The organism is Kitasatospora sp. NPDC093102 (assembly GCF_040683915.1).
GTDB lineage: Bacteria > Actinomycetota > Actinomycetes > Streptomycetales > Streptomycetaceae > Kitasatospora.
The window spans coordinates 76770-101865 of record NZ_JBFBFA010000012.1; the positions used below are offsets into that span (position 1 = coordinate 76770).

21 protein-coding genes are annotated in these 25096 nt (G+C 74.0%); 12 read left to right on the forward strand and 9 right to left on the reverse strand.

Features of this window, described 5'->3' with window-relative positions:
• Positions 1-66: 66 nt before the first annotated feature.
• Positions 67-1737, reverse strand: a complete 1671-nt coding sequence (locus AB0O11_RS18745) for a DNA polymerase Y family protein (RefSeq protein ID WP_363387801.1) — start codon at positions 1735-1737, stop codon at positions 67-69.
• Position 1738: 1 nt separating this feature from the next.
• A complete protein-coding gene (locus tag AB0O11_RS18750) occupies positions 1739-2506 on the reverse strand; it encodes a hypothetical protein (protein ID WP_363387804.1) in 768 nt (255 codons plus the stop codon).
• Between the two features lie 220 nt (positions 2507-2726).
• Here AB0O11_RS18750 and AB0O11_RS18755 point away from each other — a divergent pair, with 220 nt between their 5' ends.
• The 3 genes from AB0O11_RS18755 to AB0O11_RS18765 all read left to right on the forward strand — a co-directional run bounded on the left by AB0O11_RS18755 (position 2727) and on the right by AB0O11_RS18765 (position 4899).
• Positions 2727-3434, forward strand: coding sequence for a helix-turn-helix domain-containing protein (locus AB0O11_RS18755; protein ID WP_363387807.1), 708 nt, complete (start codon positions 2727-2729; stop codon positions 3432-3434).
• Positions 3431-4168, forward strand: coding sequence for an SRPBCC domain-containing protein (locus AB0O11_RS18760; RefSeq protein ID WP_363387810.1), 738 nt, complete (start codon positions 3431-3433; stop codon positions 4166-4168). Before AB0O11_RS18755 ends, AB0O11_RS18760 begins: the two co-directional genes overlap by 4 nt.
• A gap of 158 nt (positions 4169-4326) precedes the next feature.
• On the forward strand, positions 4327-4899 hold the full coding sequence (locus tag AB0O11_RS18765) for a dihydrofolate reductase family protein (protein ID WP_363387813.1): 573 nt from the start codon (positions 4327-4329) through the stop codon (positions 4897-4899).
• 60 nt (positions 4900-4959) lie between these two features.
• Here AB0O11_RS18765 and AB0O11_RS18770 read toward each other — a convergent pair whose 3' ends face one another.
• Positions 4960-5799 carry a class I SAM-dependent methyltransferase gene (locus tag AB0O11_RS18770; protein ID WP_363387815.1) on the reverse strand — a complete coding sequence of 280 codons (840 nt, stop codon included), beginning with the start codon at positions 5797-5799 and terminating at the stop codon, positions 4960-4962.
• A 126-nt stretch (positions 5800-5925) separates the two neighbouring features.
• On the opposite strand from AB0O11_RS18770, the gene AB0O11_RS18775 reads away from it, so the two are divergent.
• The 4 genes from AB0O11_RS18775 to AB0O11_RS18790 all read left to right on the forward strand — a co-directional run bounded on the left by AB0O11_RS18775 (position 5926) and on the right by AB0O11_RS18790 (position 10336).
• On the forward strand, positions 5926-6516 hold the full coding sequence (locus AB0O11_RS18775) for a DinB family protein (RefSeq protein ID WP_363387818.1): 591 nt from the start codon (positions 5926-5928) through the stop codon (positions 6514-6516).
• Positions 6517-6800: 284 nt separating this feature from the next.
• Positions 6801-7937, forward strand: a complete 1137-nt coding sequence (locus AB0O11_RS18780) for an SUKH-4 family immunity protein (RefSeq protein WP_363387821.1) — start codon at positions 6801-6803, stop codon at positions 7935-7937.
• 447 nt (positions 7938-8384) lie between these two features.
• A complete protein-coding gene (locus AB0O11_RS18785; protein ID WP_363387824.1) occupies positions 8385-9434 on the forward strand; it encodes a DUF2332 domain-containing protein in 1050 nt (349 codons plus the stop codon).
• Between the two features lie 143 nt (positions 9435-9577).
• Positions 9578-10336 (forward strand): MerR family transcriptional regulator, encoded by a 759-nt coding sequence (locus tag AB0O11_RS18790; protein ID WP_363387827.1) that lies wholly within the window; start codon positions 9578-9580, stop codon positions 10334-10336.
• Between the two features lie 205 nt (positions 10337-10541).
• Here AB0O11_RS18790 and AB0O11_RS18795 read toward each other — a convergent pair whose 3' ends face one another.
• Both AB0O11_RS18795 and AB0O11_RS18800 read right to left on the reverse strand, forming a co-directional pair.
• Positions 10542-12935 (reverse strand): FtsX-like permease family protein, encoded by a 2394-nt coding sequence (locus AB0O11_RS18795; RefSeq protein WP_363387830.1) that lies wholly within the window; start codon positions 12933-12935, stop codon positions 10542-10544.
• A complete protein-coding gene (locus tag AB0O11_RS18800) occupies positions 12932-13645 on the reverse strand; it encodes an ABC transporter ATP-binding protein (RefSeq protein ID WP_363387833.1) in 714 nt (237 codons plus the stop codon). The genes AB0O11_RS18795 and AB0O11_RS18800 overlap by 4 nt, the downstream gene beginning before the upstream one ends.
• Positions 13646-13950: 305 nt before the next feature.
• Between AB0O11_RS18800 and AB0O11_RS18805 the strand changes: the two genes are divergently transcribed.
• The 4 genes from AB0O11_RS18805 to AB0O11_RS18820 all read left to right on the forward strand — a co-directional run bounded on the left by AB0O11_RS18805 (position 13951) and on the right by AB0O11_RS18820 (position 18505).
• Complete coding sequence (locus tag AB0O11_RS18805) at positions 13951-15399, forward strand: histidine kinase (RefSeq protein ID WP_363387836.1); 1449 nt, start codon at positions 13951-13953, stop codon at positions 15397-15399.
• Positions 15351-15998, forward strand: a complete 648-nt coding sequence (locus AB0O11_RS18810) for a response regulator transcription factor (protein WP_363387839.1) — start codon at positions 15351-15353, stop codon at positions 15996-15998. The genes AB0O11_RS18805 and AB0O11_RS18810 overlap by 49 nt, the downstream gene beginning before the upstream one ends.
• A 408-nt stretch (positions 15999-16406) precedes the next feature.
• The gene (locus AB0O11_RS18815; RefSeq protein WP_363387842.1) at positions 16407-17450 is read left to right on the forward strand and encodes a 2-oxoglutarate and iron-dependent oxygenase domain-containing protein; all 1044 of its coding nucleotides are present in this window, start codon (positions 16407-16409) and stop codon (positions 17448-17450) included.
• 224 nt (positions 17451-17674) lie between these two features.
• On the forward strand, positions 17675-18505 hold the full coding sequence (locus tag AB0O11_RS18820) for a MerR family transcriptional regulator (RefSeq protein WP_363387845.1): 831 nt from the start codon (positions 17675-17677) through the stop codon (positions 18503-18505).
• 9 nt (positions 18506-18514) lie between these two features.
• Here AB0O11_RS18820 and AB0O11_RS18825 read toward each other — a convergent pair whose 3' ends face one another.
• The 4 genes from AB0O11_RS18825 to AB0O11_RS18840 all read right to left on the reverse strand — a co-directional run bounded on the left by AB0O11_RS18825 (position 18515) and on the right by AB0O11_RS18840 (position 24358).
• On the reverse strand, positions 18515-20686 hold the full coding sequence (locus AB0O11_RS18825) for a 3-hydroxyacyl-CoA dehydrogenase NAD-binding domain-containing protein (RefSeq protein ID WP_363387848.1): 2172 nt from the start codon (positions 20684-20686) through the stop codon (positions 18515-18517).
• 109 nt (positions 20687-20795) lie between these two features.
• On the reverse strand, positions 20796-22010 hold the full coding sequence (locus AB0O11_RS18830; RefSeq protein WP_224279338.1) for an acetyl-CoA C-acetyltransferase: 1215 nt from the start codon (positions 22008-22010) through the stop codon (positions 20796-20798).
• Positions 22011-22052: 42 nt separating this feature from the next.
• Positions 22053-23195 carry an acyl-CoA dehydrogenase family protein gene (locus AB0O11_RS18835; RefSeq protein WP_363387850.1) on the reverse strand — a complete coding sequence of 381 codons (1143 nt, stop codon included), beginning with the start codon at positions 23193-23195 and terminating at the stop codon, positions 22053-22055.
• Between the two features lie 2 nt (positions 23196-23197).
• Positions 23198-24358 carry a CaiB/BaiF CoA-transferase family protein gene (locus tag AB0O11_RS18840; protein WP_363387853.1) on the reverse strand — a complete coding sequence of 387 codons (1161 nt, stop codon included), beginning with the start codon at positions 24356-24358 and terminating at the stop codon, positions 23198-23200.
• Between the two features lie 262 nt (positions 24359-24620).
• On the opposite strand from AB0O11_RS18840, the gene AB0O11_RS18845 reads away from it, so the two are divergent.
• Positions 24621-25076: a hypothetical protein gene (locus AB0O11_RS18845; RefSeq protein WP_363387856.1), complete on the forward strand. Its 456-nt coding sequence runs from the start codon at positions 24621-24623 to the stop codon at positions 25074-25076.
• Positions 25077-25096 lie beyond the last annotated feature (20 nt).

The following is a 25096-nucleotide window of genomic DNA, read 5'->3' on the forward strand; positions in this document are numbered from 1 at the left end:
TTCGTCGTTCTCGTGCTCGTCCTGCTCCCCCCTCCTTCTGCCCCCTCCTTCCGGGTCCCGGGACCGCTAGTCGTAGCCGGCCTCCAGGTACCAGGCACCTCCCTCCACGGTGAGCAGCAGCGCCCGGCCGCCGCCCACCACGACCTGGAACCGCGCCCGGCGCCGGGCCAGCGACTGGTCCCACCAGTACTCGACCGCAGGCCAGGGCCCGGTCCAGCCGTCCACCCGCTCCTCCCGGCCCCGGACCACGACCAGGGCCAGCCGGGCCGACACCCCCGCCCGGCCGTCCACCGTGACCGGCCGCCCGGCCCCGTCCAGCACCCGTACCGGCGCCGGCTCCCGCAGCACCACGGCGGGCCACACCTCCGGCAGCCGCCCCGGCCAGGGCGCGTCGGCCGGCACCGCCGCCTCGTACGGCTCGCCCCACGGCACCTTGACCACCTGCTCGCCCGGGCCGCGCCCGCCGGCCGGCTCGATCCGGCGCAGCCCGGCGTGCCCGAGCACCGCCTGCACCCGGGCGACCGCGCGCTCCACCCGGTCGTCCGCGACGGCCTGGCCCCACAGTGCGAGCTGGCGGCCCTGGTCCGGGGAGAGGCCGTCGGGGGCCAGCCGCAGCAGGGTGAAGCCTTCCCGGCCGCCCGGGTCGCTGCTCGCGAAGGTGCCCGCGCCCTGCCAGGCCTGGAGCTGCCAGCGGACCCGCTCGGCCAGCGCCGTCGCGGACAGCCGGCCCTCGTGCCGCCACAGCCGGGAGGCCGTCCGGCCGTCCGCACAGGCCACCTCGACGGCCACCCGGCGGCAGGTCAGCCCGGCCCCGGCCAGCCGCTGGTGCAACTGCTCGGCCAGCGTGCGGGCGACGAACACCAACGGCTCGGCCAGTGGCTCCGGCGGGTCGAAGCGCTGCTCGACGGCGAGGTCCGGCTCTTCGTCGCGCGGCACCAGCGGGCGCGGCTGCAGGCCGCGGGCCAGCCGGTGCGCGACCGTCCCGGACGGGCCGAAGCGGTCCGCGACCGACTCGGCCGGCAGCGCGGCGAAGGCCCCGACGGTGGGCAGGCCGAGCCGTCCGAGCAGTTCGGCCAGCGCCTCGTCGCCCAGCGCACCCACCGGGTACGGGGCGAGGAACTCCGCCGTCCGGCCGGCCGGGACCAGCACCCCGGCCCGGGCGGCGAGCACGGCGGCGAACAGGCCGTCGGCGACGCCGACCTGGGCCTGCGGGGCGGCTGTGCCCTCGGCCTGCGGGGCGGCTGTGTCCTGGGCCGGTGGAACGGCTGCGCCCTGGGCCGGTGGAACGGCTGCCCGCCGTTCTTCGACAACCACCGCGCCCGGGACGGCGTCCGGGACGAGCGGCTGTCCGAGGGCGTCCGCCACCGCCCTGGCGACCTTGCCGGCCAGCGCCTCCTCACCGCCGAAGTAGCGGCCCGGGCCCTTCACCGGAATCGCGCACAGGCCCGGGCGGATCACCTCCACCCGGGGCGTGAACCCCTCCACCGCCGCGACCACCGGTTCGAAGCGGCGGACCTCCGTCTCCGGGTCGCGGTCGCGCAGCTCCAGCTCCGGGCAGAGCCGCTGGGCCAGCTTGAGCCGTTGCCCCTGCCGCACCCCGGCCGCCCGGGCTCCCGCCGAGCAGGCGAGGATCCGCCCGCCCTCGGTCACCGCGACCGGGTCGTCGCCGGTGACGGCCGCCACCGGCCAGTCCGGGCACCAGACCACCAGCACCCGGGGGGTCCTGTCGTCCGCCATCTCAGACCACCGCCGCCACGCGGAGCGCCATCGGCTCGGCCACCGGTTCCGCCACCGGCTGCGGCTGCTCCTGGAGCGGGCGCACCGCGCCGTGCTCGTCCGGCAGCCAGAGCCGGGCCGTCCGACCGCGCACCGCCGAGCCGCGGCCCTCGGCCACCACCTCCACCTGCCGGCCGACGAGCTGCCCGTGGCCGTCGCCCAGCCCGAACCAGCGCCCGGAGCGCACACCCAGCCGCAGTGCCGCGCCCGGCCACGGTCCGGCGACCAGCAGCACGCAGCCGCTGCGCCGCAGCACCGCCGCCAGCCGGGCGGCCAGCTTCGACGGCACCGGACCGTCCGGGCGCAGCATGATCAGCTCGACCGCGCCGGCCAGCACCGACACCACCTCGGCCCAGTGCGGCCCCGGGTCGTCCGCGACCAGCAGCCGTCGCAGGTCCAGCCCGTACCCCTCGGCGGCGGCCAGCCCCAGGTCCGGCAGTCCGACCGCCGCGGCCCAGCCGCCCTCGGTCTCCTTCACCCCGGCGGCGAGTGCCAGCAGCAGCCCGGTGTCCCCACCCGCCACCGACACCGCCGTCCCCCGGCGCAGCCCGGCGTCGGGCAGCACCTCCCGCAGCGCGGACGGCACCGGCAGCAGTCCCCTGGACTCCGCCGCCCGCCCCACTCGTTCCCCCCGCTCCCCCGGCACGGCAGCCGGGGACGCCACCGGGCGGAGCACGGGGCGTGCGAGCTGCTCGGCGGTGGATTCGAAAACAGATTCGAAAATGGGCACAGACCCAGGATCGAACATTCGTTCGCAAAGATTCAAGTCCGACCTGGTCACCCCACCCGTCGCTCTCCGTGCACCCCGCCACCGCGCAGGCCGGGCGGCGCAGGCGGCGCACACGTTCTCGGGAGGTCCGACGCCGAACGGGCGACGGCGTTCGCCCGACCGGGTTACCGACAGGCATTTTTTCCTTGACAAAATTTTTTGTCGGTTGGATGCTGGAACGGTGCTGGAAGTCGCCGTGATCGAAGAACCCGCCGCGGCCGAGGCCTCGCTGGACCCGATGCGGTCTCGCCTCCTCGCCGCCCTGACCGAGCCCGGCTCGGCCGCCATGCTGGCCGCCCGGCTGGGGCTGCCCCGGCAGAAGGTCAACTACCACCTGAAGGAGCTGGAGCGGCACGGCCTCGTCGAACTCGCCGAGGAACGCCGCAAGGGCAACGTCACCGAACGGGTGTACCGCGCCACCGCGGCCTCCTACGTGATCTCCCCCAGTGCCCTCGCCGGCGTGAGCCCGGACCCCGCCCGCTCCCCCGACCAGCTCTCCGCCCGCTGGCTGCTGGCGCTCGGCTCCCGGCTGGTGCAGGAGGTCGGGGCCCTGCTGACCGGTGCCTCCCGGGCCCGCCGGCGGGTCGCCACCTTCGGCATCGACGCACAGGTGCGGTTCGCCTCCGCGGCCGACCGGGCCGCCTTCGCCGAGGAGCTGGCCCAGTCCGTGGCCACCCTCGTCAGCCGCTACCACGACGAGTCCGCCCCCGGGGGCCGCAGCCACCGGGTGGTCGTCGGACTCCACCAGATCCCCGCCCTCCCCGCCGCGCAGCCCGGAGCCGGAGCGGAGCAGGACGAAGCCGAGGAACAGGACGAAGCCGGCAGGGATCGGAACGAACCCGGCACGGAACAGGCCGGCACCCGGGCAGACCAGGAGAAACCACGATGACCCACCCGTTCGAGATCGAGCTGGAGACCTCCCTGCCGGCGAGCCCGGAACAGGTCTGGGAGGCGATCGCCACCGGGCCGGGGATCGACTCCTGGTTCATGGGCCGCAACGAACTGGACCCGCGCGAGGGCGGCACCGCCGTCATGGAGACCGGGGGCCACCGCGCGGAGGCGGTCGTCACCACCTACGAGCCCGGCAAGCGCCTGGCCACCCGTACGGCCACCGGCGAGGACGGCCGGTTCATGGCCTTCGAGTACCTGATCGAGGGCCGGGACGGCGCCGCCACCGTGCTGCGCGTCGTCCACAGCGGCCTGCTCGGCGACGACTGGCAGGACGAGTACGACGCGCTGCGCCGCGGCTGGCCCTTCCACCTCCACACGCTCCGCGAGTACCTCACCCACTTCCCGGGACGCACCGCCGTCCCCGTCTTCGCCGCCGCTCCGTCGGCCGGCCGACCGGAACCGGAGGTCCGGGCCCTCCTCGCCCGCGCCCTGTCGCTGCCGCTCCCGGTCGCCGCGGGCACGCGGGTCCACGGCGAACCGGCGGGCCTGCCGCCGCTGGACGGCGAGGTGGTCTGGGCGGACGACGAGCGCTTCGAGGTCCGCACCGCCGACGGGCTCTACACCTTCCACCACGGCTCCGGCCTGGTGCTGATGTTCCACCACCTCTTCGGCCCGGCTCCGGACGGGGCCGAGGCCGCCTGGCAGCAGTGGCTGGCCGGGGTCCTCGCCTGACCTTTCGGGCCTTCAGGCCCTTGGGCGTCCCCCCAGGCCTTTCGAACCCTTCAGACCCTTCAGGCCTTTCAAATCCATTCAGACGGACCCGCCACCAGACCTGGCAGACCCGACAGACCCGACAGACACAGACCCGCACGAGAACCGAGGAGCCACCCATGCGCACCCTGATCAGCACCGCCTTCATCTCGCTCGACGGCGTCGTCGAGGGCCCCGGCGGCGAACCCGGCTACCGCAACTCCGGCTGGACCTTCAAGGACATCGAGTTCCTCCCCGAGGCGTTCGAGATCAAGGGGCGGGAGCAGGAGGAGGCCACCGCGATGCTGTTCGGCCGGGTCAGCTACCAGGCGTTCAGCCCGGTGTGGCCGGACATGGCGGAGTTCGCCCGCTACAAGACGCTGCCGAAGTACGTCGTCTCCACCACCCTCGCCGAGGACGACCTGGTGTCGAACTGGGGAGAGACCACCATCCTGCGCTCGCTCGACGAGGTCGCCGCGCTGAAGGAGACCGAGGGCGGCCCGATCATCGTCCACGGCAGCGCCACCCTGAACCACGCCCTCTCGGACGCCGGCCTGATCGACCGCTACCACCTGCTCGTCTTCCCACTGCTGCTCGGCGCCGGCAAGCGCCTGTTCAGCGCGACGGACAAGGACTCCCAGAAGCTGAAGCTGGTCGAGTACGAGGCCTACGGGAACGGCATCCAGAAGCAGGTCTTCGACGTCGTCCGCTGACCGTCCCCCTTCTCCGGCGAGAGCGCGGGCGGGGCGGTCTGCCCGCCCCACCCCGGGACGTCAACGGCCTTCTGCGGGGTGCCAGATGAACACCTCACTGCTCGGCTGCCGCTCAGAGAAGAGCCCCGACGGCGAGGTCCGGGCGAGGAGGCGGCGGAGGTCCGATTCGAAGGCCGGGCGGCGCTCGGCGAAGAGGTGCGGGGCCGAGGAGGAGAGCGCGAAGACGCCCGCGACCGCGTCGTCGGCCGTACGCTCCAGCGGCTGCCCGCCCGGGACGACGATCCGCCGCGGACCGGCGAAGCCCGCCCGGGCGAGGACCGTGGCCTCGTCGCCCGGAGTGCCGTGCGGCAGCAGCCCCTGCCCGGCGCGGCGGACCGGGCCGAGGTAGCGCCGGACCAGTTCGCCGATCGCGGCGTACGGGACCGGCGGGTGCGGCAGCCCCTCGGTGGGGCGCGGTTCGCCCTTCAGGTCCGAGATGTGCGCCAGGGCGCCGCCGGGCCGCAGCAGGCGCCGCACGGTCGCCGCCACCAGGTCGCGGTCCATCCAGTGGAAGGACTGGCCGAAGGTCGCCAGCGTGAAGGTGCCGAGGCCCGACGGGAGTTCCTCGGCCCGGGCCCGCACCCAGGTGGCCTTGGGCTCCGCGGCGCCCGCCCGGCGCGCCTCGGCGATCATCCCGGCGTCCGGGTCCACCCCGACGACCTCGCCGAACAGGTGCGCCAGACCCAGCGCCAGCGTGCCCGGACCACACCCCACGTCGAGCAGCCGCCCCCGCCCGTCGAGCCCCAGCGCTCCGGCCAGCGCCTCCGCCAGCCCGGGGGCGTACGGGAGCCTGCCGCGGGTGTAGTGGGCGGCCGTTCCGGCGAACAGCGTCTCGTCCCACGTCCAGGCGTCGTCGGTCATGGCCGCTCCCTCGGGGTTCCGCTGTCGGGCGAACGGAGCCGATCATGGCATGGATTGACGGTTGGTCACGTCCTGGCGGGATTGGAAATCAATGGACAGGCACCCTGTGACCAACAGACTGATCCCATGACAGTGACAGATGACAAGACCGACCTCCGGATCTACATCCAGGACGCCCGCGACGCTCTGCTCTGGAAGCTCGAAGGCCTCTCCGAGTACGACCTGCGCCGCCCGCTCACACCCACCGGAACCAACCTGCTGGGCCTGGTCAAGCACGTCACCGGCGCCGAGGCCCTCTACTTCGGCGACGCCTTCGGACGCCCCTTCCCCGAACCCGCCCCGGTGTGGATCACCGGCCAGACCGAGCCCAACGGCGACATGTGGGCACGGGCGGACGAGAGCACCGAGGAGATCATCGGGCGCTACCGGCGGGTCTGGGCACACTCCGACGCCACCATCGAGGCCCTGCCGCTGGACGCCGTCGGCAAGATCCCGTTCGGCGCCCGCCACGAGCAGACCCTGCACCGGGTGCTCGTCCACATGATCGCCGAGACCCACCGCCACGTCGGCCACGCCGACCTGGTCCGCGAGCTCGTGGACGGCGCCACCGGCCAGCGCTCCGACGGCGCCAACACCGCCCCCGGCGACGCCGACTGGTGGCGGGCCCACCACGACCGTGTGGAGCAGGCGGCCCGGGAGGCCGGCGGACTCGCCTGAGCCGCAGACGTCAGCCTCCGTGCCGGGCGGCCGCACCGACGTGCCGGACGACAGCGGCCGCCCGGTCGTCGAGGGGCCCCGGGGCGATCGGGACGCGCCCCTCCTCGCGCTCGCACCCGGGGAGGCGCCTCGCAGCTTCGGGCCCGGCTGCCACACCACCCCGACCGACGGCTGCCACGCCCCTTCCCGCTCGGGGAGCGCCTCGGCGGTGTCGGGCCCGGCCGCTAGGGTCTGTGGGTCACGGGGTAGGCCGGGAGAGGGTGGGGCACGTGGGGTGCGAGCGGGTGGCGGAGCTGCCGGGTGGGGTGGTGCACGCGGGAAGTCGGGAGTTCCTGGTGCGGGAGGGGCTGCCGACGGCCGGGGCGTTCCTGGACTTCGAGGCGCTCGGGGACGGGGAGCTGACGGCGTTCCCGGCGGAGGCGGAGCGGCTGTTCGTCCTCGGGGAGACGGAGTACTGCACGCCGTTCGCCGCCACCGGCAGCCTGGTGCTGCTGGACGGGGTGACCGGGGAGGTGTTCCTGGACAACGGCGGCCCGCGGCGCGACCTGCTGGCCTCCGGCCTGGCCGCGCTGGCGGGCCTGGTCCGCGAGGTGGATGCGGTGGCCGCGGCAGCCCGGCGGCCGGAGGCACTGGGCGGGCGGCGCGGGCCGACCGTGACGGCCGAGGTGTTGGCGGGGGCCGAGCGGCGGATGCGGGAGATCGATCCCGGGCTGTTCGACGACGGGTCCGCGCCGCCCCCACACTGGGGCACCGCGCTGCTGGTGCGGGCGCTGGGCTGGGGTGCACTGCCGGGTGGTCCGGGCGGGCCCGCGTACGAGATAGCCCCGGAGCTGGTGGCGGAGCTCGCGGCGCTGACGGACCAGGACGGCGGCCCTGGCCGGGTGCACCGGTTCCGGCCCGAGGACCTGCCCGCCGCCCTGGTGCACGGGCCGACCCGGCAGCTGCTGACCGAGGTCGGCCTGCCGCTGGGCGGGGCGATGTTCGGAGTGTGCGAGGAGCCGCTGGTCAGCATGGGCGAGGCGTACCCCGAGTACTTCGACGGCGAGGAGGAACGCCCGTACCAGCGGGACTTCCTCGCCCTCGGGGACTGGCCGACCGACCTCACGATCGCCCTGGACGGCGCCACCGGCCGGCTGGAACTGCCGGACTGGTACGACGACGGCCACCCCGAGGCCTACCTGAACCGCGACCTGTCCGCCCTGCTCTACGCCCTCTGGACGTACGAGCGGCTGCGCGCCGAGTGGGACCGCTGGGACTACGGCCGGGCCCGGGGCACCTGGGCGGTGTTCGACCCGCAGGCACTGCTGAGCGCGGTGGTGGACCGGCTGGTGGAGGCGGTCGACCCGGAGGCGTTCGCCTCGCCCGGCTGCTCCTGGCGGCTGCTCGCCGAGGACGGTCACATGGGCGGCCTGCTCGGCTGAGCCGCTCGGCCGAACCGCACCGGTGACGGGCGGCGGGCGGCGGGCGGCGGGCGGCGGGCGGCGGCTGGAGGCGGGCGCGTCCTGGTTCCCGGTGGTGCTGTTGTCCTACGGCCTGCTGACGGTGCCTGTGCGATCGGTGGCCGGGCCGGTGCGGGCACGTCCGGCCGCGCCCGCACCTGGGGCCGGAGCAGCGGCCGGGGCTCGGGCCGGGCCGGCCTGACCGCCTGCCCCAGCGCCGTCCGGGCGTCGCTGGGGCAGCGGTTGAACGGTCCGGAGCCGGTGCGCACACTGCACGCCGCTGTCCGGGAGGACGCTCGGCGTCAGCCGGTCCTCGGCGTGCTGGTCGGCGCGCTGGTCGGCGCACTGCGGGCGACGGCAGGCGCGCCGGGCGGGCGTAGGCTGGGCCGATTCGATCACTCGAGAAGGCGTCGAAAGGACATGCGGGGGATGCGCAGCGACACGGGGGAGCTCTACCGGGCGTTCGCAGAGCGGGAGGCGCGCGGCAACTCGCCGATCTACCAGGAACTGGCCGAACACGTCGCCGAGGACGAGCAGTCGTGTGCGCTGCTGGACCGGCTGCCGGCCGCGAAGCGGCAGCCGAACCTGCTGTTCGGTGCGGTCAGGCACCTGGGCGGGCCGGTGACGGAGGGCTGGCCGGCCTTCCGCGACTGGGCGGCGGAGCACTGGGCCGAGGTCTCGGCGACGATGCTGGAGCGGCGGACGCAGACCAACGAGGCGGGCCGCTGCGCCACCCTGCTGCCGCTGCTGGCCGCGCTGCCGCAGCCGCTCGCCCTGATCGAGGTGGGCGCCTCGGCCGGGCTCTGCCTGTACCCGGACCGGTATCGGTACCGGTACCGGTACCTGGTCGGGGAGGACGGATGCGAGCGTGGGACCGGTAGCCCGGTCGCCGACTCCGGCGTCGAGTCCGGCGTCGAGTTCGGCGCCAAGTCGAGCCCGGTGACGCTGGACTGCGCGGTGAGCGGGCCGGTACCGCTCCCCGGCTCCCTGCGGGAACGGTTGCCCGAGGTGGTGTGGCGGGCCGGGATCGACCTCAATCCGCTGGACGTACGGGCCGAGGAGGACGTGCGCTGGCTGGAGTCCCTGGTCTGGCCCGAGCAGACCCACCGGTTGGACCGGCTGCGCGGTGCCGTCCGGGTCGCCCGGGCCGAACCGCCGCTGCTGGTGCGCGGCGATCTCAACGCAACGGTACGGGAGTTGGTGGCGCAGGCCCCGGCGGGGGCGACGCCGGTGGTGTTCCACAGCGCGGTGCTCGCGTACCTGCCGCCGGAGGGGCGGGAGGAGTTCGCGGCGACCATGCGCGAGCTGCCCGGGCACTGGATCTCCAACGAGGCGGTCTCCGTACTGGCGGCCGTCGCCCGGCGCCTCCCGCGCCCGGCCCCGGCCGGCTCCGGACTGTTCACGCTCGCCCTGGACGAGCGGCCGGTGGCCTTCACCGGGCCGCACGGGCAGTCCCTGGACTGGTTCGCCGAGGCGTAGGCGGCAAGGCGGGCGGCGACCGGCAACGGACCGGGACCTCGGGCTTGAAGCTGCCGCAGCGGCAGCTTCTACCGTCGTGACCAGGGCCGGAGAACCGGCCCGGTCCGCGCGAACGTGGGGACGTGGAAACGAGGGAGGCGGCCATGGCCTGGCCCATCGCTGAAGTAGCCCGGATGTCCGGTGTGACGGCCCGAACCCTCCGGCACTACGACGAGATCGGGCTGCTGCCACCGGCCTGGATCGGCTCCAACGGCCACCGCTACTACGAGGAGCGGCAGTTGCTCCAGCTGCAACAGATCCTGGTACTGCGGGCCCTGGGCGTGGGACTGACCGAGATCGCCCGGATCCTGGGCGATCAGGTGGACGAGCTGGAGGCCCTGCGGGGCCACCGCCGGCGACTGGTCGCCGAGCGCGACCGGCTCGATGCCCTGGCCGCCACCGTTTCCCGCACGATCGCCGACCTGGAACTCTCCCGGAAGGACGGCACGCCCATGACCATCAACCGCCCCGAGAACCTGTTCGAGGGCATCCAGCCCGATGACGTCGACGCGAGCCTGCGCGACTTCCCTGAGCACGCCGAGGCCGCCCGGCGAGCGACCGCCGCGATGGCCCCGGCCGAGATCGAGGCCGGACAGCGCGAGCGGACCGCCCGCATGATCCGCCTGGCGGAGCTGATGGCGGCCGGCCACCCGGCCGACGCCGAGCCCGTGCAGAGCACGATCGACGAGGAGTACCGGCTGCTCGGCACCATCCGGTCGGTCCCGACCGAGGAGTACCTGGCGATCGCCCGTTCCTGCACCGAGAACGAGCAGTGGAGCGCCGCGTACGAGGCCATCGCCCAGGGTCTGGCCGCGTACCAGCGTGCCGCCATGGAGGCGTACGCGGCGGCGCGGCTGTCCTGATCCGGGCCCGGTCGGATGACCGGGGTCGGGCTGGCCTGGGCTGACCCGGCCTGGGCTGGCCCGAGCCGGGCTGGGCCCCGAGCCGGGCTGCGCCGGGTCGGCCCCGTCCGGCCCCTCCCTGACCTCTGCCTGGGAGCCTTACGGGGGGCTCCCGGGCAGAGCCGGGCGGCGCCGGGCGTGCCCCTCTCCCGGCTCTCCCCCGTCGTCACTCCGTCCGCAGCGCCGTGACCGTCCGGGTGCGGGCCGCCCAAGTGGCGGGGAGGACGGCGCCGAGCAGGGCCAGCACCAGGCCGCCGAGTATCAGCGGCCCCGCCACCGGCGGGGCGAACACGGCGAGGTCGGCGTCCGGCACTCCGATCCCTGCGGCCTCGGCCATCGCTGGCATCACCTGGTGGTGCACCAGGATGCCGATCGGAACCCCGACCAGCCCGGCCGCCAGCCCGCTGCCGCAGACCGAGGTGAGCACCATGCCGACGGTCTGCCGTGGTGACATCCCGAGCGCCTTGAGCACCCCGAGGTCGTGCACCCGCTCCCGGGTGTCCAACAGCACGGTGTTGAGCACCCCGAGCCCTGCCACCACGGAGAGCAGCAGCGTGAGTGTGCCCGCCAGGGTGTTCATCGCCAGCACCACGATGTTGAGGTGCTCCCCACCGGGTTCGGCGCCCAGGCCCAACGGCTTGACGGCCTGGTCCAGCCCGTCGGCGTAGGCCTGCGCGTCGGTGCCGGGAGTGAGGTCGACGTGGAAGGAGAGCGCCTCGGCGTGGATCGTGCCGCCGAGCGGCGCCAGCGCGGCCCGGTCCGTGAACACCAGGTCGCTGGTGGTCAGGACCTCGCCGGTGATCTTCGCCGGGGTGCTCCGCCCGTGGTCGGTGAGGGTGACGGTGTCACTGACCTTCGCCTGGTTGGCCCGCAGGTAGGCCGCGGCCACCACGACCTCGCCGGGGCCGTGGAACCAGCGGCCGGAGACCAGCTGGAAGCCGCTCCAGGAGGCGTCGCCGCTGAACGCGACCACCTCGGAGCGACCGGTGTTCCCGGCCAGGGTGACCGGGGTGGGGACGCTGCTGTACCAGGCCCGGGTGCCCGGGCGGGAGTCGATGGCCTTGGCCACGGCCGCCTCGTCCACGTGATCGACGGGCTGCGCGGAGCCCTCCATCGGGGCCTGGACCACCACCTTGCCCGCGCGATCGGCCGTCAGGCCCTCCTGGAGGGAGCTCAACGAGAGCGTCAGGCCGACGCAGAGGGTGACCCCGACCGTGCCGAGCACCACGGCGGCGCCGGTGGTCGCCGAGCGGCCCGGCCGGTTGAGCGGGGAGGCCAGCCCCAGGCTGAGCGCCCGTGGCACCGGCAGTCGGCCGATCAGGTCCTGCGCCCGGGTCAGCGGGCCCACCGCCCCTGCCCCGTCGGCCGCACCTCGGGCGGCCGCCCGTTCGGCGCCCGGCGCCGTCCGGCCGACCGCGAGCGCCTCCACCGTCCGCAGCCGCCCGGCCCGCAACGCCGGTACCAGCGCGGTGCCCGCCACGGCGCCCAGGGCCACCACCGCGACCACGGCGTCCACCCAGACCGGGATGCCGAGCAGTCCGCCGCGCAGGGCCTTGTGGGCCAGCCCGAGGACCGGTACGGACAGCAGGTTGCCGACGAGCACGCCGAGCGCCGTGCCGACCCCGGCGGGGATCAGCGCCTGGCCGACGTAAGCGCGCGCCACCTGGGCCGGGGTGAAGCCGAGGGACTTGAGGATGCCGATCCGCCGGGTGGCGGCACTGACGGCGCCGCTGACCACGACGCCGATGATCAGCACCGACATGGCCAGACCGAGCACCCCGAAGGCCGTGACGAACGGGACGAAGGTCGAGGCCGTCCGGTTCGCCTCCTCCCGGGCGGGCCGGTAGGAGGTGGCCTTGGCGAGCGCCCCGCCCGGGACCGCGGCGGCCAGCGCGGCGCGGTCCGCCTCCACCTCCGCGTCGCTGCCGGCGTGGGCGAAGCGGTAGAGGTACTGCGCGGCGGGCGCGGCGCCGGGCGCCGTCAGCCCGGCCACCTGCTCCGGGGCGACCCAGCCGTCCGCGCTCCAGGAGACCGAGGCCGCCAGGCCGACGACCTTGAGCGACGGGTGCCCCGGCAGGTCCGGGAACTCCATGCTGTCGCCGACCGCCAGCGGGGAGTGCCCGTCCAGGAACACCACCTCGCCGGGACCCTCGATCCAGCGGCCGTTGGTGACCCGCAGGTCGTCCAGTGGGCCGCTCTCGGCACGGCCCACCAGCGTCATCGGCGGCAGCAGACTCCCGGCCGGGGGGATCCGGGAGCCGGAGCCGGAGCGCGGCTGGACGGTGACCGCCTGGTAGGGGCCGGCCGAGGCCGTCACGCCGGACGCGTGCGCCGTCGCCGCGAGCTGGGCGGGGCTCGCCTTGGCCGGGTCGTACAGCACATTGAGGTGCGCGCCGTGCTGGTCGGCGAAGGAGCGCTGGTACGGGCCCTGGGCGGCGACCAGCAGCCCGAGCGCGAGGATGCACGCCGTCACGGACATCATCGTGGTGAGCACCATGACCAGGGTCTGCACCCGCCTGCGGCCGACCCCGGCGCGCACCACCTTGCCGAGCGCGCTCATCGGCCACCGCCCGGCGCCGGCACGGCCGCCGTGTCCCGGACCAGCCGGCCGTCGAGCAGCTCGATCGTCCGGTCGGCGCAGGCCTCGGCGAGCGCGGTGTCGTGAGTGACCAGCAGGATCGTCTGGCCCTCCGCGTTGAGCCCGCGCAGCAGGTCGCGGACGTCGGCGGCCGAGGCGGTGTCCAGCGCCCCGGTGGGCTCGTCGGCCAGCAGCAGCGGCGGACGGTTCATCAGCGCCCTGGCCACCGCGACCCTTTGCCGCTCGCCGCCGGAGAGCCGACCGGGGAAGGCCCTGGCGTGCCGGGCCACCCCCAGCCGCTCCAGCAGCTCCCCGGCCCGGGCCCGGGCCTGCTCCCGCCGCATCCCGGCCAGCTGGGCCGGGAGCAGCACGTTGTCCTCCACGTTCAGGTCGTCCAGCAGGTTGAAGAACTGGAACACCATGCCGATCCGCGTCCGCCGGTACTCGGCCAGCGCGGCCTCGCCGAGCCGGTGCACGGCCACGCCGTCCACCTCCACCTCGCCCCCGCTCGGGCGGTCGAGGCCGGCGATCAGGTTCAGCAGGGTGGACTTGCCGCTGCCCGAGCGGCCGAGCACGGCCAGCGCCTCGCCGGCCCGGACCTCCAGGTCGAGCCCGGCCAGGGCGGGACGGGCGTCGTCGGATCGGTCGTACGTCTTGTCGACGCCGCGGATCCGGATGATCGGCGCGTTCACGGGCCCTCCACTGTTCTGGATCCGGCACCGGGAAGGACCCGGGCCGGCTGACGGGACACGACGCTACGAATCGGAGGCGGGGTGCGGACAGCCGTCTGGACGGCCTCTCGGAGGTGTATCCAGATACACCCCGAACTGGGTGTTCAGGCCTAGAGCGCCGGACGCCCCGGCCGGGCAGACTGACCCCTCGAAAGATCGGAACCGGGGTCCGCAGCGGGCTTCGGAGCCGCGGCTCCGAGGCCGCGGCTCCGAGGCCGCGGCTCCGGGCCTCCCGACGGGGGCCACGGAAGGGAAGGGGGCGCGTCATGAACGCGGGAGTGCTGAACGGACTGGCCTTGCGGGTCGGCCGGGCCTGCACGGACGGGGTGCGTGCCTGGTACGCGGCGACGCTGGCCGTGACGGGCTTCCTCGCGCTGCTGGCCGGGCCGGTCCTGCTGGCCACCGCACTGTTCGGTCCGGACGAGCCCCGGGACTTCCACCCGGGCGGGCCGCTGATCCTGGCGGTGCCGATGGCGCCGGTCGCCCTCTGGATGCTCTGCTGGGCCACCGGGGGCGGCGGCCGGGCGGTCGGCGCCGCGCTGTTCGCCCCGGGGGCGATAGCGCTGATGGCGACGCACCTCTACGGCGGTGCCGCACCCGGCGGCCGGTCCGGCTCGCTCTGGCTGGCGCCCTCGCTGCTGGTGCTCGGGCTGTTCGGGGCCCGCTGGATCGCAACGGAGAGCAGGCGGACGGTCGGGAAGTGGAGCGGGCGGCCGATCGCGGTGCCGTACCGCCGACCGGTCGGCGCCGGGCCCTGGCGGCGGCTGCGCGCCGGCGGCTGGCTCACCGACCCGGCGGCCTGGCGGGACGTCGCCTGGACGCTGCTCACCGGCACGGCCGTGCTGCTCACCGCCGCAATCGTCCTGCTGGCCCCGGTCACCCTGGAGGTCTTCGGCCGGAACGGACGGTTCTTCGCGCTGGGCATCGTCTACGCGATGGGCCTGACCGTCGCCCCGCTGGCCGTCCTGTGGGCCGCCCCACCGGCCCTGCGGATCCACGAGAAGGCCGCCCGGGCCCTGCTCGGGCCCTCCCGGCGGGCCGAACTCGCCCGCCAGGTCAGCCACCTGGCCCGGACCAGGGCGGACACCATCGACGCCGGGGCCGCCGAGTTGCGCCGGATCGAGCGGGACCTGCACGACGGGGCGCAGGCCCGGCTGGTGGCACTGGGCATGCTGCTGACCGTGGCCGAGCAGCTGAAGCACGACCCGGACGCCCTCGGGCCGCTGCTGGCCGAAGCCCGGACGTCCTCGGTGAAGGCGCTGAGCGAGCTGCGGGACCTGGTCCGGGGCATCCACCCGCCGGTTCTGGCCGACCGCGGCCTGGCCGACGCGGTGCAGGCAACGGCACTGGACCTGCCCCTGCCGGTCAGCTTCACCGGCGGCCTGCCGGGCCGGGCCCCCGCTCCGGTGGAGTCGGCCGCCTACTTCGCGGTGACGGAACTGCTGGCCAACGTGGTGAAGCACGCCGGGGCCTCGCACGTGTGGATCGAGATAGGGCACAGTGGCGGGCTGCTGCGGATATCGGTGACCGACGACGGGCGCGGCGGCGCCGACCCGTCCCGGGGAACCGGCCTCAGCGGAACCGAACGCCGACTGGCCGCCTTCGACGGGGTGCTCGCGATCAGCAGCCCGTCCGGTGGGCCGACCATTGTGAACCTGGAGATCCCGTGCGCGTTGTCCTCGCCGAAGACCTCTTCCTCCTCCGGGACGGCCTGACCCGGCTGCTGGAGGCCAACGGCATGAAGGTCACCGCGGCGGTGGAGAACGGCGAGCAACTGCTCGCCGCGGTGGCCGCGGACCTGCCCGACATCGCCGTGGTCGACGTCCGGCTGCCGCCGAGCTTCACCGACGAGGGGCTGCGGGCCGCACTGGCGGCCCGTCAGGCCCACCCGGGTCTGCCCGTCCTGGTGCTGTCACAGTTCGTGGAGCAGCTGTACGCGCGCGAGCTGCTGGCCGGCAGCACCGGTGGGATCGGATACCTGCTCAAGGACCGGGTGATGGACGGCAGCCAGTTCATCGACGCCGTCCGGCGGGTCGCCCAGGGCGGCACCGCGATGGATCCGGAGGTGATCACCCGGCTGCTCACCCACAACTCCTCGGCCGGCCCGGTCTCCACCCTCTCCCCGCGCGAGCGGCAGGTGCTGGCGCTCATGGCGGAGGGCCGGTCCAACGCGGCGATCGCCCAGCAGCTGGTGATCACCGAGCGGGCGGTCGCCAAGCACACCGCGTCGATCTTCGTCCGGCTCGACCTCCAGCCCTCCGACGACGACAACCGCCGCGTCCTGGCCGTCCTGGCCTACCTCAACAACTCCTGAAAGTGGCCGTAACCCCCTCGAAGCCGCGACTCCCGAAGCCGTAACCCCTCGAAGCCGCAACTCACGAAAGGAGCCGCCGCACTCCGGCACCACCACCCCATGCCTTGATGGATCACCGACAAGTGGCGAGTGTCCCTCCGCTGCAGGGGTCTCGCCTGCCACGGAGCGGGTCAATTAGGCTGATGAGGTGCTCATCCTTGTTCGCCGCCGCCACGTGGACCTGCTCCGCGTGACGACCATGTCCTGTCGACGCTCCGGCTGAACCTCGCGCCACCCACCCTCAACGGCGGCCCTGCCATGCCGCCACCACCTCCCGGCCCCCGGAGCACCCGCCGCACCAGACGCTGCTCCGGCCGTCCCCGGTCGACCACCGGGACCAGCCGGGACGAGACCCAGCGGATGTCACACATGACGCAGCAGTACACACCCATATCCGAAACCGGCACCGACTCCACGCCGGCGGACGCCCTCCCGGTGATCGACCTCTCGCTCGCCGACGGCAGCCCGGAGGACCGTCGCCGCCTGCACGACGAGCTCCGCACCGCGGCCACCGGCGTCGGCTTCTTCCAGCTCGTCGGCCACGGCGTCACCCCGGGGGAAACCGCCGCGCTCGCCCGGGCCATGCGCGCCTTCTTCGCGCTCCCCGAGTCCGACCGGCTGGCCGTGAGCAACCTCAACTCCCCCCACTACCGGGGCTACACCCACACCGGTGACGAGCGCACCGGCGGCAGCCAGGACTGGCGCGACCAGCTGGACATCGGTGCCGAGCTGCCCCCGCACGTCCCCGGCGCCGACGAGCCCCCGTACTGGTGGCTGGAGGGGCCCAACCAGTGGCCCGAGGCGCTCCCCGAGCTGCGCACCGCCGCGCTCGGCTGGATCGACCACCTCGGCGAGGTCGCCCGCCGTCTGCTGCACGAGCTCCTCAGCGCGATCGGCGCCCGCCCCGACTTCTACGACGAGGCCTTCGCGGACCACCCCCATCTGCGCCTCAAGCTGGTCCGTTACCCCGGCACCGCCCCGGACGGCGCCGGCCAGGGCGTCGGCGTCCACAAGGACTACGGCTTCATCACCCTGCTGCTGCAGGACACCGTCGGCGGCCTCCAGGTCGAGCGCGCGGACGGCACCTTCCTGGACGTCCCGCCGCTCGACGGCGCCTTCGTCGTCAACCTCGGCGAGCTGCTGGAGGTGGCCACGGACGGTTACCTCAAGGCCACCAATCACCGTGTGGTCAGCCCGCCCGGCGCCCACGAGCGCTTCTCGGTGCCGTTCTTCTACAACCCCCGCCTCGACGCCCACATCGAGCCGCTGGACTTCCCGCTCGCCCACCACGCCCCCGGCGCCACCGAGGACCCGGACAACCCGCTCTTCGCCGACTTCGGCCTCAACGAGTGGAAGGGCTACACCCGCGCCCATCCCGAGGTCACCCGCCGCCACCACGCCGCCCTCGCCTGACCTCACGCCAGCGGCGTCCCGACGCCCCTGCCCGAAACCGCGCCCGGTGGACGGCAGGGGCGTCGGCGTGCCGGCACAGCCCCACCCGCACACGCCGCGCAGTCACCACCGCCGACGAAACCCCTCACCGCCCACACACCCGCCGCCCATCGGTGGACCGGCACGGGCGGCACTGGCACACTGCTGCTGTCACAGCAGGAGTGTGCCAGTGCGGGAGGCGGCAGATGGGGGAGCACGGCGGCGCGGGGGCCGGGCTGCGGCTGACGGTCGACGAGCTGGCGGCGCGGGCCGGGGTGACGGTACGGACGGTGCGGTTCTACGGGACGAAGGGCCTGTTGCCGCCGCCGGAGCTGGGGCCGCGGCGGGTGGGGCTGTACGGGGCGGCACACCTGGACCGGCTGGGGCTGATCGAGGAACTGCAGCGGCAGGGGCTGACGTTGGCCGCGATCGAGCGGTACCTGGCACGGTTGCCGGAGGACAGCACCCCGCTGGACCTGGCGATCCACCGTGCGCTGGTGGCGTCCTGGACGCCGGAGAGCCCGGAGGAGGCCACCAGGGCGCAGTTGGAGCGGCGGGCCGGACGGGGGTTGACGGAGGAACAGGTCGAACGGCTCACCGCGATGGGGGCGGTGGAACGGACGGAGGATCCGGAGGTGTTCCGGGTGGATCCGGGGCTGCTGCCGCTGGGTGTGCGGATCCTGGACGTGCCGATCCCGTTGGAGACGCTGCTGGCCGCCCGGACGGTGGTGCTGGCGCACAGCCGGGCGACGGCAAGGGAGTTGCAGCGGCTGTTCCGCGAGACGGTGTGGAAGCCGTACCGGGAGAGCGAGCCCGCGCCGGCGGAGCTGGCCCGGATGAAGGCGCTCACGGACCACATCCAGCCGATGGTGGCGCAGGCCCTGGTCACGGCCTTCCAGCGGTCCCTGCGGGAGGAACTGGGCGAGGAGCTGCGCCAGGAACCACCGGGTCGGGAGCCGCACCAGGACCCGGGCCGAAGCCCGAGCCAGGACCCGGGTGAGGCCGTGCGGGACACCGCCTCACCCGGGTCCGAGTAGGTCCGCGGGTCAGTCCGTGAACGTCCGCCCCTCGGCCGCCACCCGCTCCAGCAGCGCCGGCGGCGCGAACCGCTCGCCGTACGCGGCGGCGAGTTCGCGGGCCCGGGCGACGAAGCCGGCCGGGCCGCCCTGGTACCCGTTGATGTACTGGAACACGCCGCCCGTCCAGGCCGGGAAGCCGATGCCGAGGATCGAGCCCACGTTGGCGTCGGCGACCGAGGTCAGCACGCCCTCCTCCAGGCAGCGCACCGAGTCCAGCGCCTCGCTGAACAGCATCCGCTCCTTGAGGTCCTCGAACGGCACCTCGGAGACGCCACCGCCGAAGTGCTCCAGCAGCCCCGGCCAGAGCCGCCCGCGCTTGCCGTCCTCGCCGTACTCGTAGAAGCCCGCGCCGCCGCTGCGTCCCGGGCGGCCGAACTCGTCGACCATCCGGTCGACCACCGTGTCCGCCGGGTGCGGCGTCCAAGTGCCGCCGGCGGCCTCCACCGAGCGCCGGTGCTCGTCGCGGATCTTGCGCGGCAGGGTGAGGGTGAGCTCGTCCATCAGGGAGAGCACCTTGGCGGGGTAGCCGGCCTGGGCGGCGGCCTGCTCGATGCTGGCCGGGTGGACGCCCTCGCCGACCATGGCGACGCCCTCGTTGAGGAACTGGCCGATCACCCGCGAGGTGAAGAAGCCGCGCGAGTCGTTGACCACGATCGGGGTCCGGTCGATCTGCCGGACCAGGTCGAAGGCGCGGGCCAGCGCGGCGTCCCCGGTCCGCGGGCCGCGGATGATCTCGACCAGGCGCATCTTGTCGACCGGCGAGAAGAAGTGCAGCCCGATGAAGTCGTCCTGGCGCTCGACGCCTTCGGCGAGCAGGCCGATCGGCAGGGTGGAGGTGTTGGAGCAGAGCAGCGCGTCGGGGCCGACCACGCCCTCGATCTCCTGGAACACCTTGTGCTTGAGCTCGGTGTTCTCGAAGACCGCCTCGATCACCGCGTCGCAGCCGGCCAGGTCGGCGGCCTCGGCGGTGGGGGTGATCCGGGCCAGCAGCTCGTCGCGCTTGGCCTCGGTGGAACGCCCGCGCGCGATTGCCTTGTTCAGCAGCCCCTCGGAGTAGGCCTTTCCGCGCTCGGCGGCCTCGACGCCGACGTCCTTGAGCACGACCTCGATGCCGGCCTTGGCACAGGCGTAGGCGATGCCCGCGCCCATCATCCCGGCGCCGAGCACCGCGACCTTGCGGACCAGCCGCTTCTCGACGTCCTTCGGGCGCCCGGCGCCGGAGTTGACCGCCTGCATGTCGAAGAACAGCGCCTGGATCATGTTCTTGCTGGTCTGCCCGCAGGCGAGCTCGGTGAAGTAGCGGGCCTCGATCGTCATCGCGGTGTCGACGTCCACCTGGGCGCTCTCCACGGCGGCGGCCAGGATGTTGCGCGGGGCCGGGTAGGGCGCGCCGTTCAGCTGCTTGCGCAGGTTGGCCGGGAAGGCGGGGAGGTTGGCCGCGAAGGCCGGGGTGGCCGGGGTGCCGCCGGGGATCTTGTAGCCCTTGACGTCCCAGGGCTGGACGGCGGTCGGGTTGGCCTCGATCCAGGCGCGTGCCCGGGCGGCCAGTTCCTCGGGGGTGTCGACCAGTTCGTGCACCAGTCCGTTCTCCAGCGCCTGCGCCGGGCGGTACTGGCGGCCTTGGAGCAGGAACTTCAGCAGGGCGTCGGTGATGCCGAACAGCCGGACCGTACGGACCACTCCGCCGCCGCCCGGCAGCAGGCCGAGGGTGACCTCGGGCAGGCCGATCCGGCTGGCCGGGGTGTCGAGCGCGATCCGGTGGTGGCAGGCGAGGGCGATCTCCAGGCCGCCGCCGAGCGCGCTGCCGTTGACGGCGGCGACGACGGGCTTGCCGAGGGTCTCCAGGGTGCGCAGCGCACGCTTGATCCGCAGCGACTTCTCGAAGACGGCCTCGGCGTCCTCGGGTCGGGCGGCGGAGAGCATCCGGAGGTCTCCCCCGGCGAAGAAGGTCTTCTTGCCGGAGGTGACGACCACGCCGCGCAGCGCGTCCCCCAGGTTCGCCAGCCGCTCGACGACGGTCTCGAAGTCGGCGGTGAAGGCCTCGTTCATGGTGTTGACGGACTGGGTGGGGTCGTCGAGGACGAGCGTGACCACGCCGTCCTGGTCCTGCTCCCAGCGGATGGTGGTGGTGTCGCTCATGGGTTCACGGTCTCCAGATCTGCAAAAGGAGGTGCCACGCGATGGGGGTACCCCCGGGCGAAGCCTGGGGGAGTGTCGCAAGAAGGGTGGCGATGGGCGACGGGCGGGCTCAGATGCGCTCGACGATGGTGGCGATGCCCATGCCGCCGCCCACGCAGAGGGTGATCAGGCCGTAGCGCAGGTCGCGCCGCTCCAGTTCGTCGATCACGGTGCCGAGCAGCATCGCCCCGGTGGCGCCGAGCGGGTGGCCGAGCGCGATCGCGCCGCCGTTGACGTTCACCTGGTCGTGGCGGAAGCCGAGTTCGCGGATGAAGCGGAGGGCGACCGCGGCGAAGGCCTCGTTGATCTCGACCAGGTCGATGTCGGCGGCGGTGAGCCCGGCCTTGGCGAGCGCCTTGTGGGTGGCCGGGGCGGGGCCGGTGAGCATGATGGTCGGCTCGGAGCCGGAGACGGCGGCGGAGACGATCCGGGCGCGCGGGCGCAGCCCGTACCGCTCGCCGACCTCGCGGTTGCCGATGGCCACCAGCGCGGCGCCGTCCACGATGCCGGAGGAGTTGCCCGCGTGGTGGACGTGGTCGATGGCCTCGACCCAGTGGTACTTCTGGAGGGCGACGGCATCGAAGCCGCCGGCCTCGCCGATGGCGGCGAAGGAGGGCTTGAGGCCGGCCAGGGTCTCGACGGTGGTGCCGGGGCGGATGAACTCGTCGCGCTCCAGCACGACCAGGCCGTTGCGGTCGCGCACCGGGACGACCGAGCGGTCGAACAGGCCGTCCGCCTGGGCCTTGGCGGCGCGGGCCTGGGACTCGGCGGCGAAGGCGTCCACGTCGGTGCGGGAGAAGCCCTCGATGGTGGCGATGAGGTCGGCGCCGATGCCCTGCGGGGCGAAGTTGGTCTCGTAGGCGGTCATCGGGTCGGCGAACCAGGCGCCGCCGTCGGAGGCCATCTTCACCCGGGACATCGACTCCACGCCGCCGGCCAGGACCAGGTCCTCCCAGCCGGAGCGGACCTTGGCGGCAGCCAGGTTGACGGCTTCCAGCCCGGAGGCGCAGAAGCGGTTCTCCTGGACGCCGGCGACGGTGTCGGGCAGGCCCGCCGCGATGGCGGCGATCCGGGCGATGTCGGAGCCCTGGTCGCCGACCGGGCTGACCACGCCGAGCACGATGTCGTCGATCGCCGCCGGGTCCAACCCGGGGTAGCGGTTGCGCAGTTCGTGGATCAGTCCGACGACCAGGTCGATCGGCTTGGTGCCGTGCAGCGAGCCGGAGGCCTTGCCCCGGCCGCGCGGGGTGCGGATCGCGTCGTAGACGTACGCTTCGGTGGTCACGGTGGGAACGCCTTTCAGGGCAGGGGGCTTGAGGGGGAACGCTCAGCCGAGGATGGAGCGGCCGACGATCTCCTTCATGATCTCGGTGGTGCCGCCGTAGATGGTCTGGATGCGGCCGTCGGTGAACGCCCGGGCGACCGGGAACTCGCTCATGTAGCCGTAGCCGCCATGCAGTTGGAGGCAGCGGTCGGCGGTGCGCTTCTGCAGCTCGGTGGCCCACCACTTGGCCATCGAGGCGTCCGCCGGGGTGAGCGCCCAGCGGTTGTGCTCGGTGATGCAGCGGTCCACGAAGGCACGGGTGACGGCGCACTCGGTGGCCAGTTCGGCGATCTCGAAGCGGACGTGCTGGAGCTTGGCGAGCGGACGGCCGAAGGCCTCGCGCTGCTTGACGTAGTCGGTGGTGATCTCGACCAGGTACTCGGCGCCGGCGATCGCCGCGGCGGCGATGGTGAGCCGCTCCTGGGCGAGGTTCTGCATCAGGTGGACGAAGCCGCCGTTGAGCTCGCCGATCAGGTTCTCCTTCGGCACCCGGACGTCCTCGAAGAACAGCTCGGCGGTGTCCTGGGCCTTCTGGCCGATCTTGTCGAGGTTGCGGCCGCGCTCGAAGCCGGGCGTGCCGCGTTCGACGGCCAGCAGGCTCAGGCCGTGCGCGCCGCCCTCCGGGGTGGTACGGGCGACCACGATCACCAGGTCGGCGAGGATGCCGTTGGAGATGAAGGTCTTGGCGCCGTTGAGCAGGTAGTGGTCGCCCCGGTCGACCGCCTGGGTGCGGATGCCCTGGAGGTCGGAGCCGGTGCCGGGCTCGGTCATCGCGATCGCGGTGATCAGCTCGCCCGAACAGAAGCCGGGCAGCCAGCGGCGCTTCTGCTCCTCGGTGGCGAGCGAGGTGAGGTACGGGCCGATGATGTCGTTGTGCAGGCCGATCGCCAGGCCGGAGGCGCCGGCCCGGGCGAACTCCTCGGCCAGCACGGCGGCGTAGCGGAAGTCCGGGGTGCCGCCGCCGCCGTACTCCTCAGGGACGGCGAGGCCGAGCAGGCCCTGCCGACCGGCCGCGAGCCAGACGGAGCGGTCGACGATTCCGGCCTTCTCCCAGCGGTCGTAGTGCGGCAGCACCTCCTTGGCCAGGAAGGCCCGCACGGTGGCCCGGAAGTCGTCGTGCTGCTCGGTGAAGATCTCGCGCTGCAAAGCTACTCTCCTTGCTCTGCCGAAGGGTTGAGGGAGGGGACGCCCCAGTCCCGGGCCACCTCGGCGGTGTCCGCGCCCGGCCGGGCCGGCGGGCGGCGCAGGGCGCCCGGGGTGGCGGAGAAGCGCGGAGCCGGGGCGGGCTGGGTGACGCCGCCCGCCTCGACGTACGTCCCGCGCGCCGACAGGTGGGCGTCCGCAGCGGCCTGACGCATCGTCAGCACCGGTTCCACGCAGGCGTCGGAGCCGGCGAAGACGTCCTCCCACTCGGCCCTGGTCCGGGTGGCGAAGCGGGCCGCGATCAGGGTGCGCAGCTCGGGCCAGCGGGCCGGGTCGTACTGACCGGGCGCGTCCGGGCCCAGCTCCAGCAGCCGGGCGAACTCCGCGTAGAAGCGCGGCTCCAGCGCGCCGACGGCCAGGTGCCCGCCGTCGGCCGCCCGGTACACCGCGTAGAACGGTGCGCCGCCGTCCAGCAGGTTGCCGCCGCGGCGGTCCTGCCAGTGGCCGGCCGCGAGCAGGCCCCACAGCATGCTGCCGAGGTGCGCCGCGCCGTCCACGATCGCGGCGTCGACCACCTGGCCGGCGCCGGTGGCCCGGGCGTGGTGCAGCCCGGCGAGCAGTCCGACGACCAGGTAGAGCGAGCCGCCCGCGTAGTCGCCCAGCAGGTTGGCCGGGATGCCGGGCGCCTCCTCGGCCCCGCCCGGCGCCGCCACCATCCCGAGCACCCCGGCGACCGCCGCGTACCCGAGGTCGTGCCCGGCGGTCGCCGCCCGGGGGCCGTGCTGCCCCCAGCCGGTCATCCGCCCGTACACCAGGGCGGGGTTGCGCGCCAGGCACGCCGCGGGCCCGACCCCGAGCCGCTCCGCGACGCCCGGCCGGTAGCCCTCGATCAGCAGGTCCGCCCGCTCGACCAGGTCCAGTACCCGCCCGGGGCCCTCGGGGGACTTCAGGTCGATCAGCACCGAGCGCTTGTTGCGGTTGCTGAGGTCGTACGCCGGGTCCGTGCCGAGCGGCGACGGCTCCGGCCGGTCCACCCGCACCACGTCCGCCCCGAGGTCCCCCAGAAGCATCGCCGCGAACGGCCCCGGCCCGATCCCGGCGAGCTCCACCACCCGCACACCCGCCAGCGGCCCCCCGGCCTCCGGCGCCCTGCTCGTGTCACCCACTGGCTGCTGAACCCTTCCCGACGGGTTTGACAGTAAAGCTGTAACACTCGGGATGATAGGCAAGCGACCCGCCGGTAACAAGACCTCCGCTCTTGCGCCGAGCCGCCAATTCCCCCTTGACCAAGCCTTGGTGAATCCGCCCACTCCTCGCACGCCCCGCACCACGGAGGGTGGGTCGGTGTGCCGACAGTGGCCACCTGTACGGTCGTCATGCCGCAGGGGGAGAACGGCCGCCCTGCCGAATGGGGAGGATTGCACACACATGGGCAACCAGGGGTTCACCACGGGGCCGGTCGCCCCGGTCCTGGACTCGACGCCGAGCGACGCCGCGACGCCGTCGTACGCCAGGCTCGTCCTCGCAGGCGCCGGAAGCCCGTCCGCCTCCTCGCCCGGCGCAGGGACCACCCAGCTCGACACTCCGTACGAGCTCGCCGCCTCGGCCGGGATGGCCCGGCAGATCGCGACCGACCTCGACAGCGCCAACGGCAAGGCCGGCCCCGGTGCGCACAGCCTCACCGAGTACGCGAGCACCGCGTCGACCAAGATCCGCGGTTTCTCCTTCGGCGGCGCCCTCACCGGCAGCACCGAGCGGTGGATGCAGCAGTGCAAGACGCTGCACGACAAGCTCGGCACCATCGCCGGAAACCTCGACAAGACCCAGCAGAACTACCACGCCAACGAGACCAGGACCGCCGCAGACCTCTGCGGGCGCCAGTAACAAAGGGAGGGGAACAAACA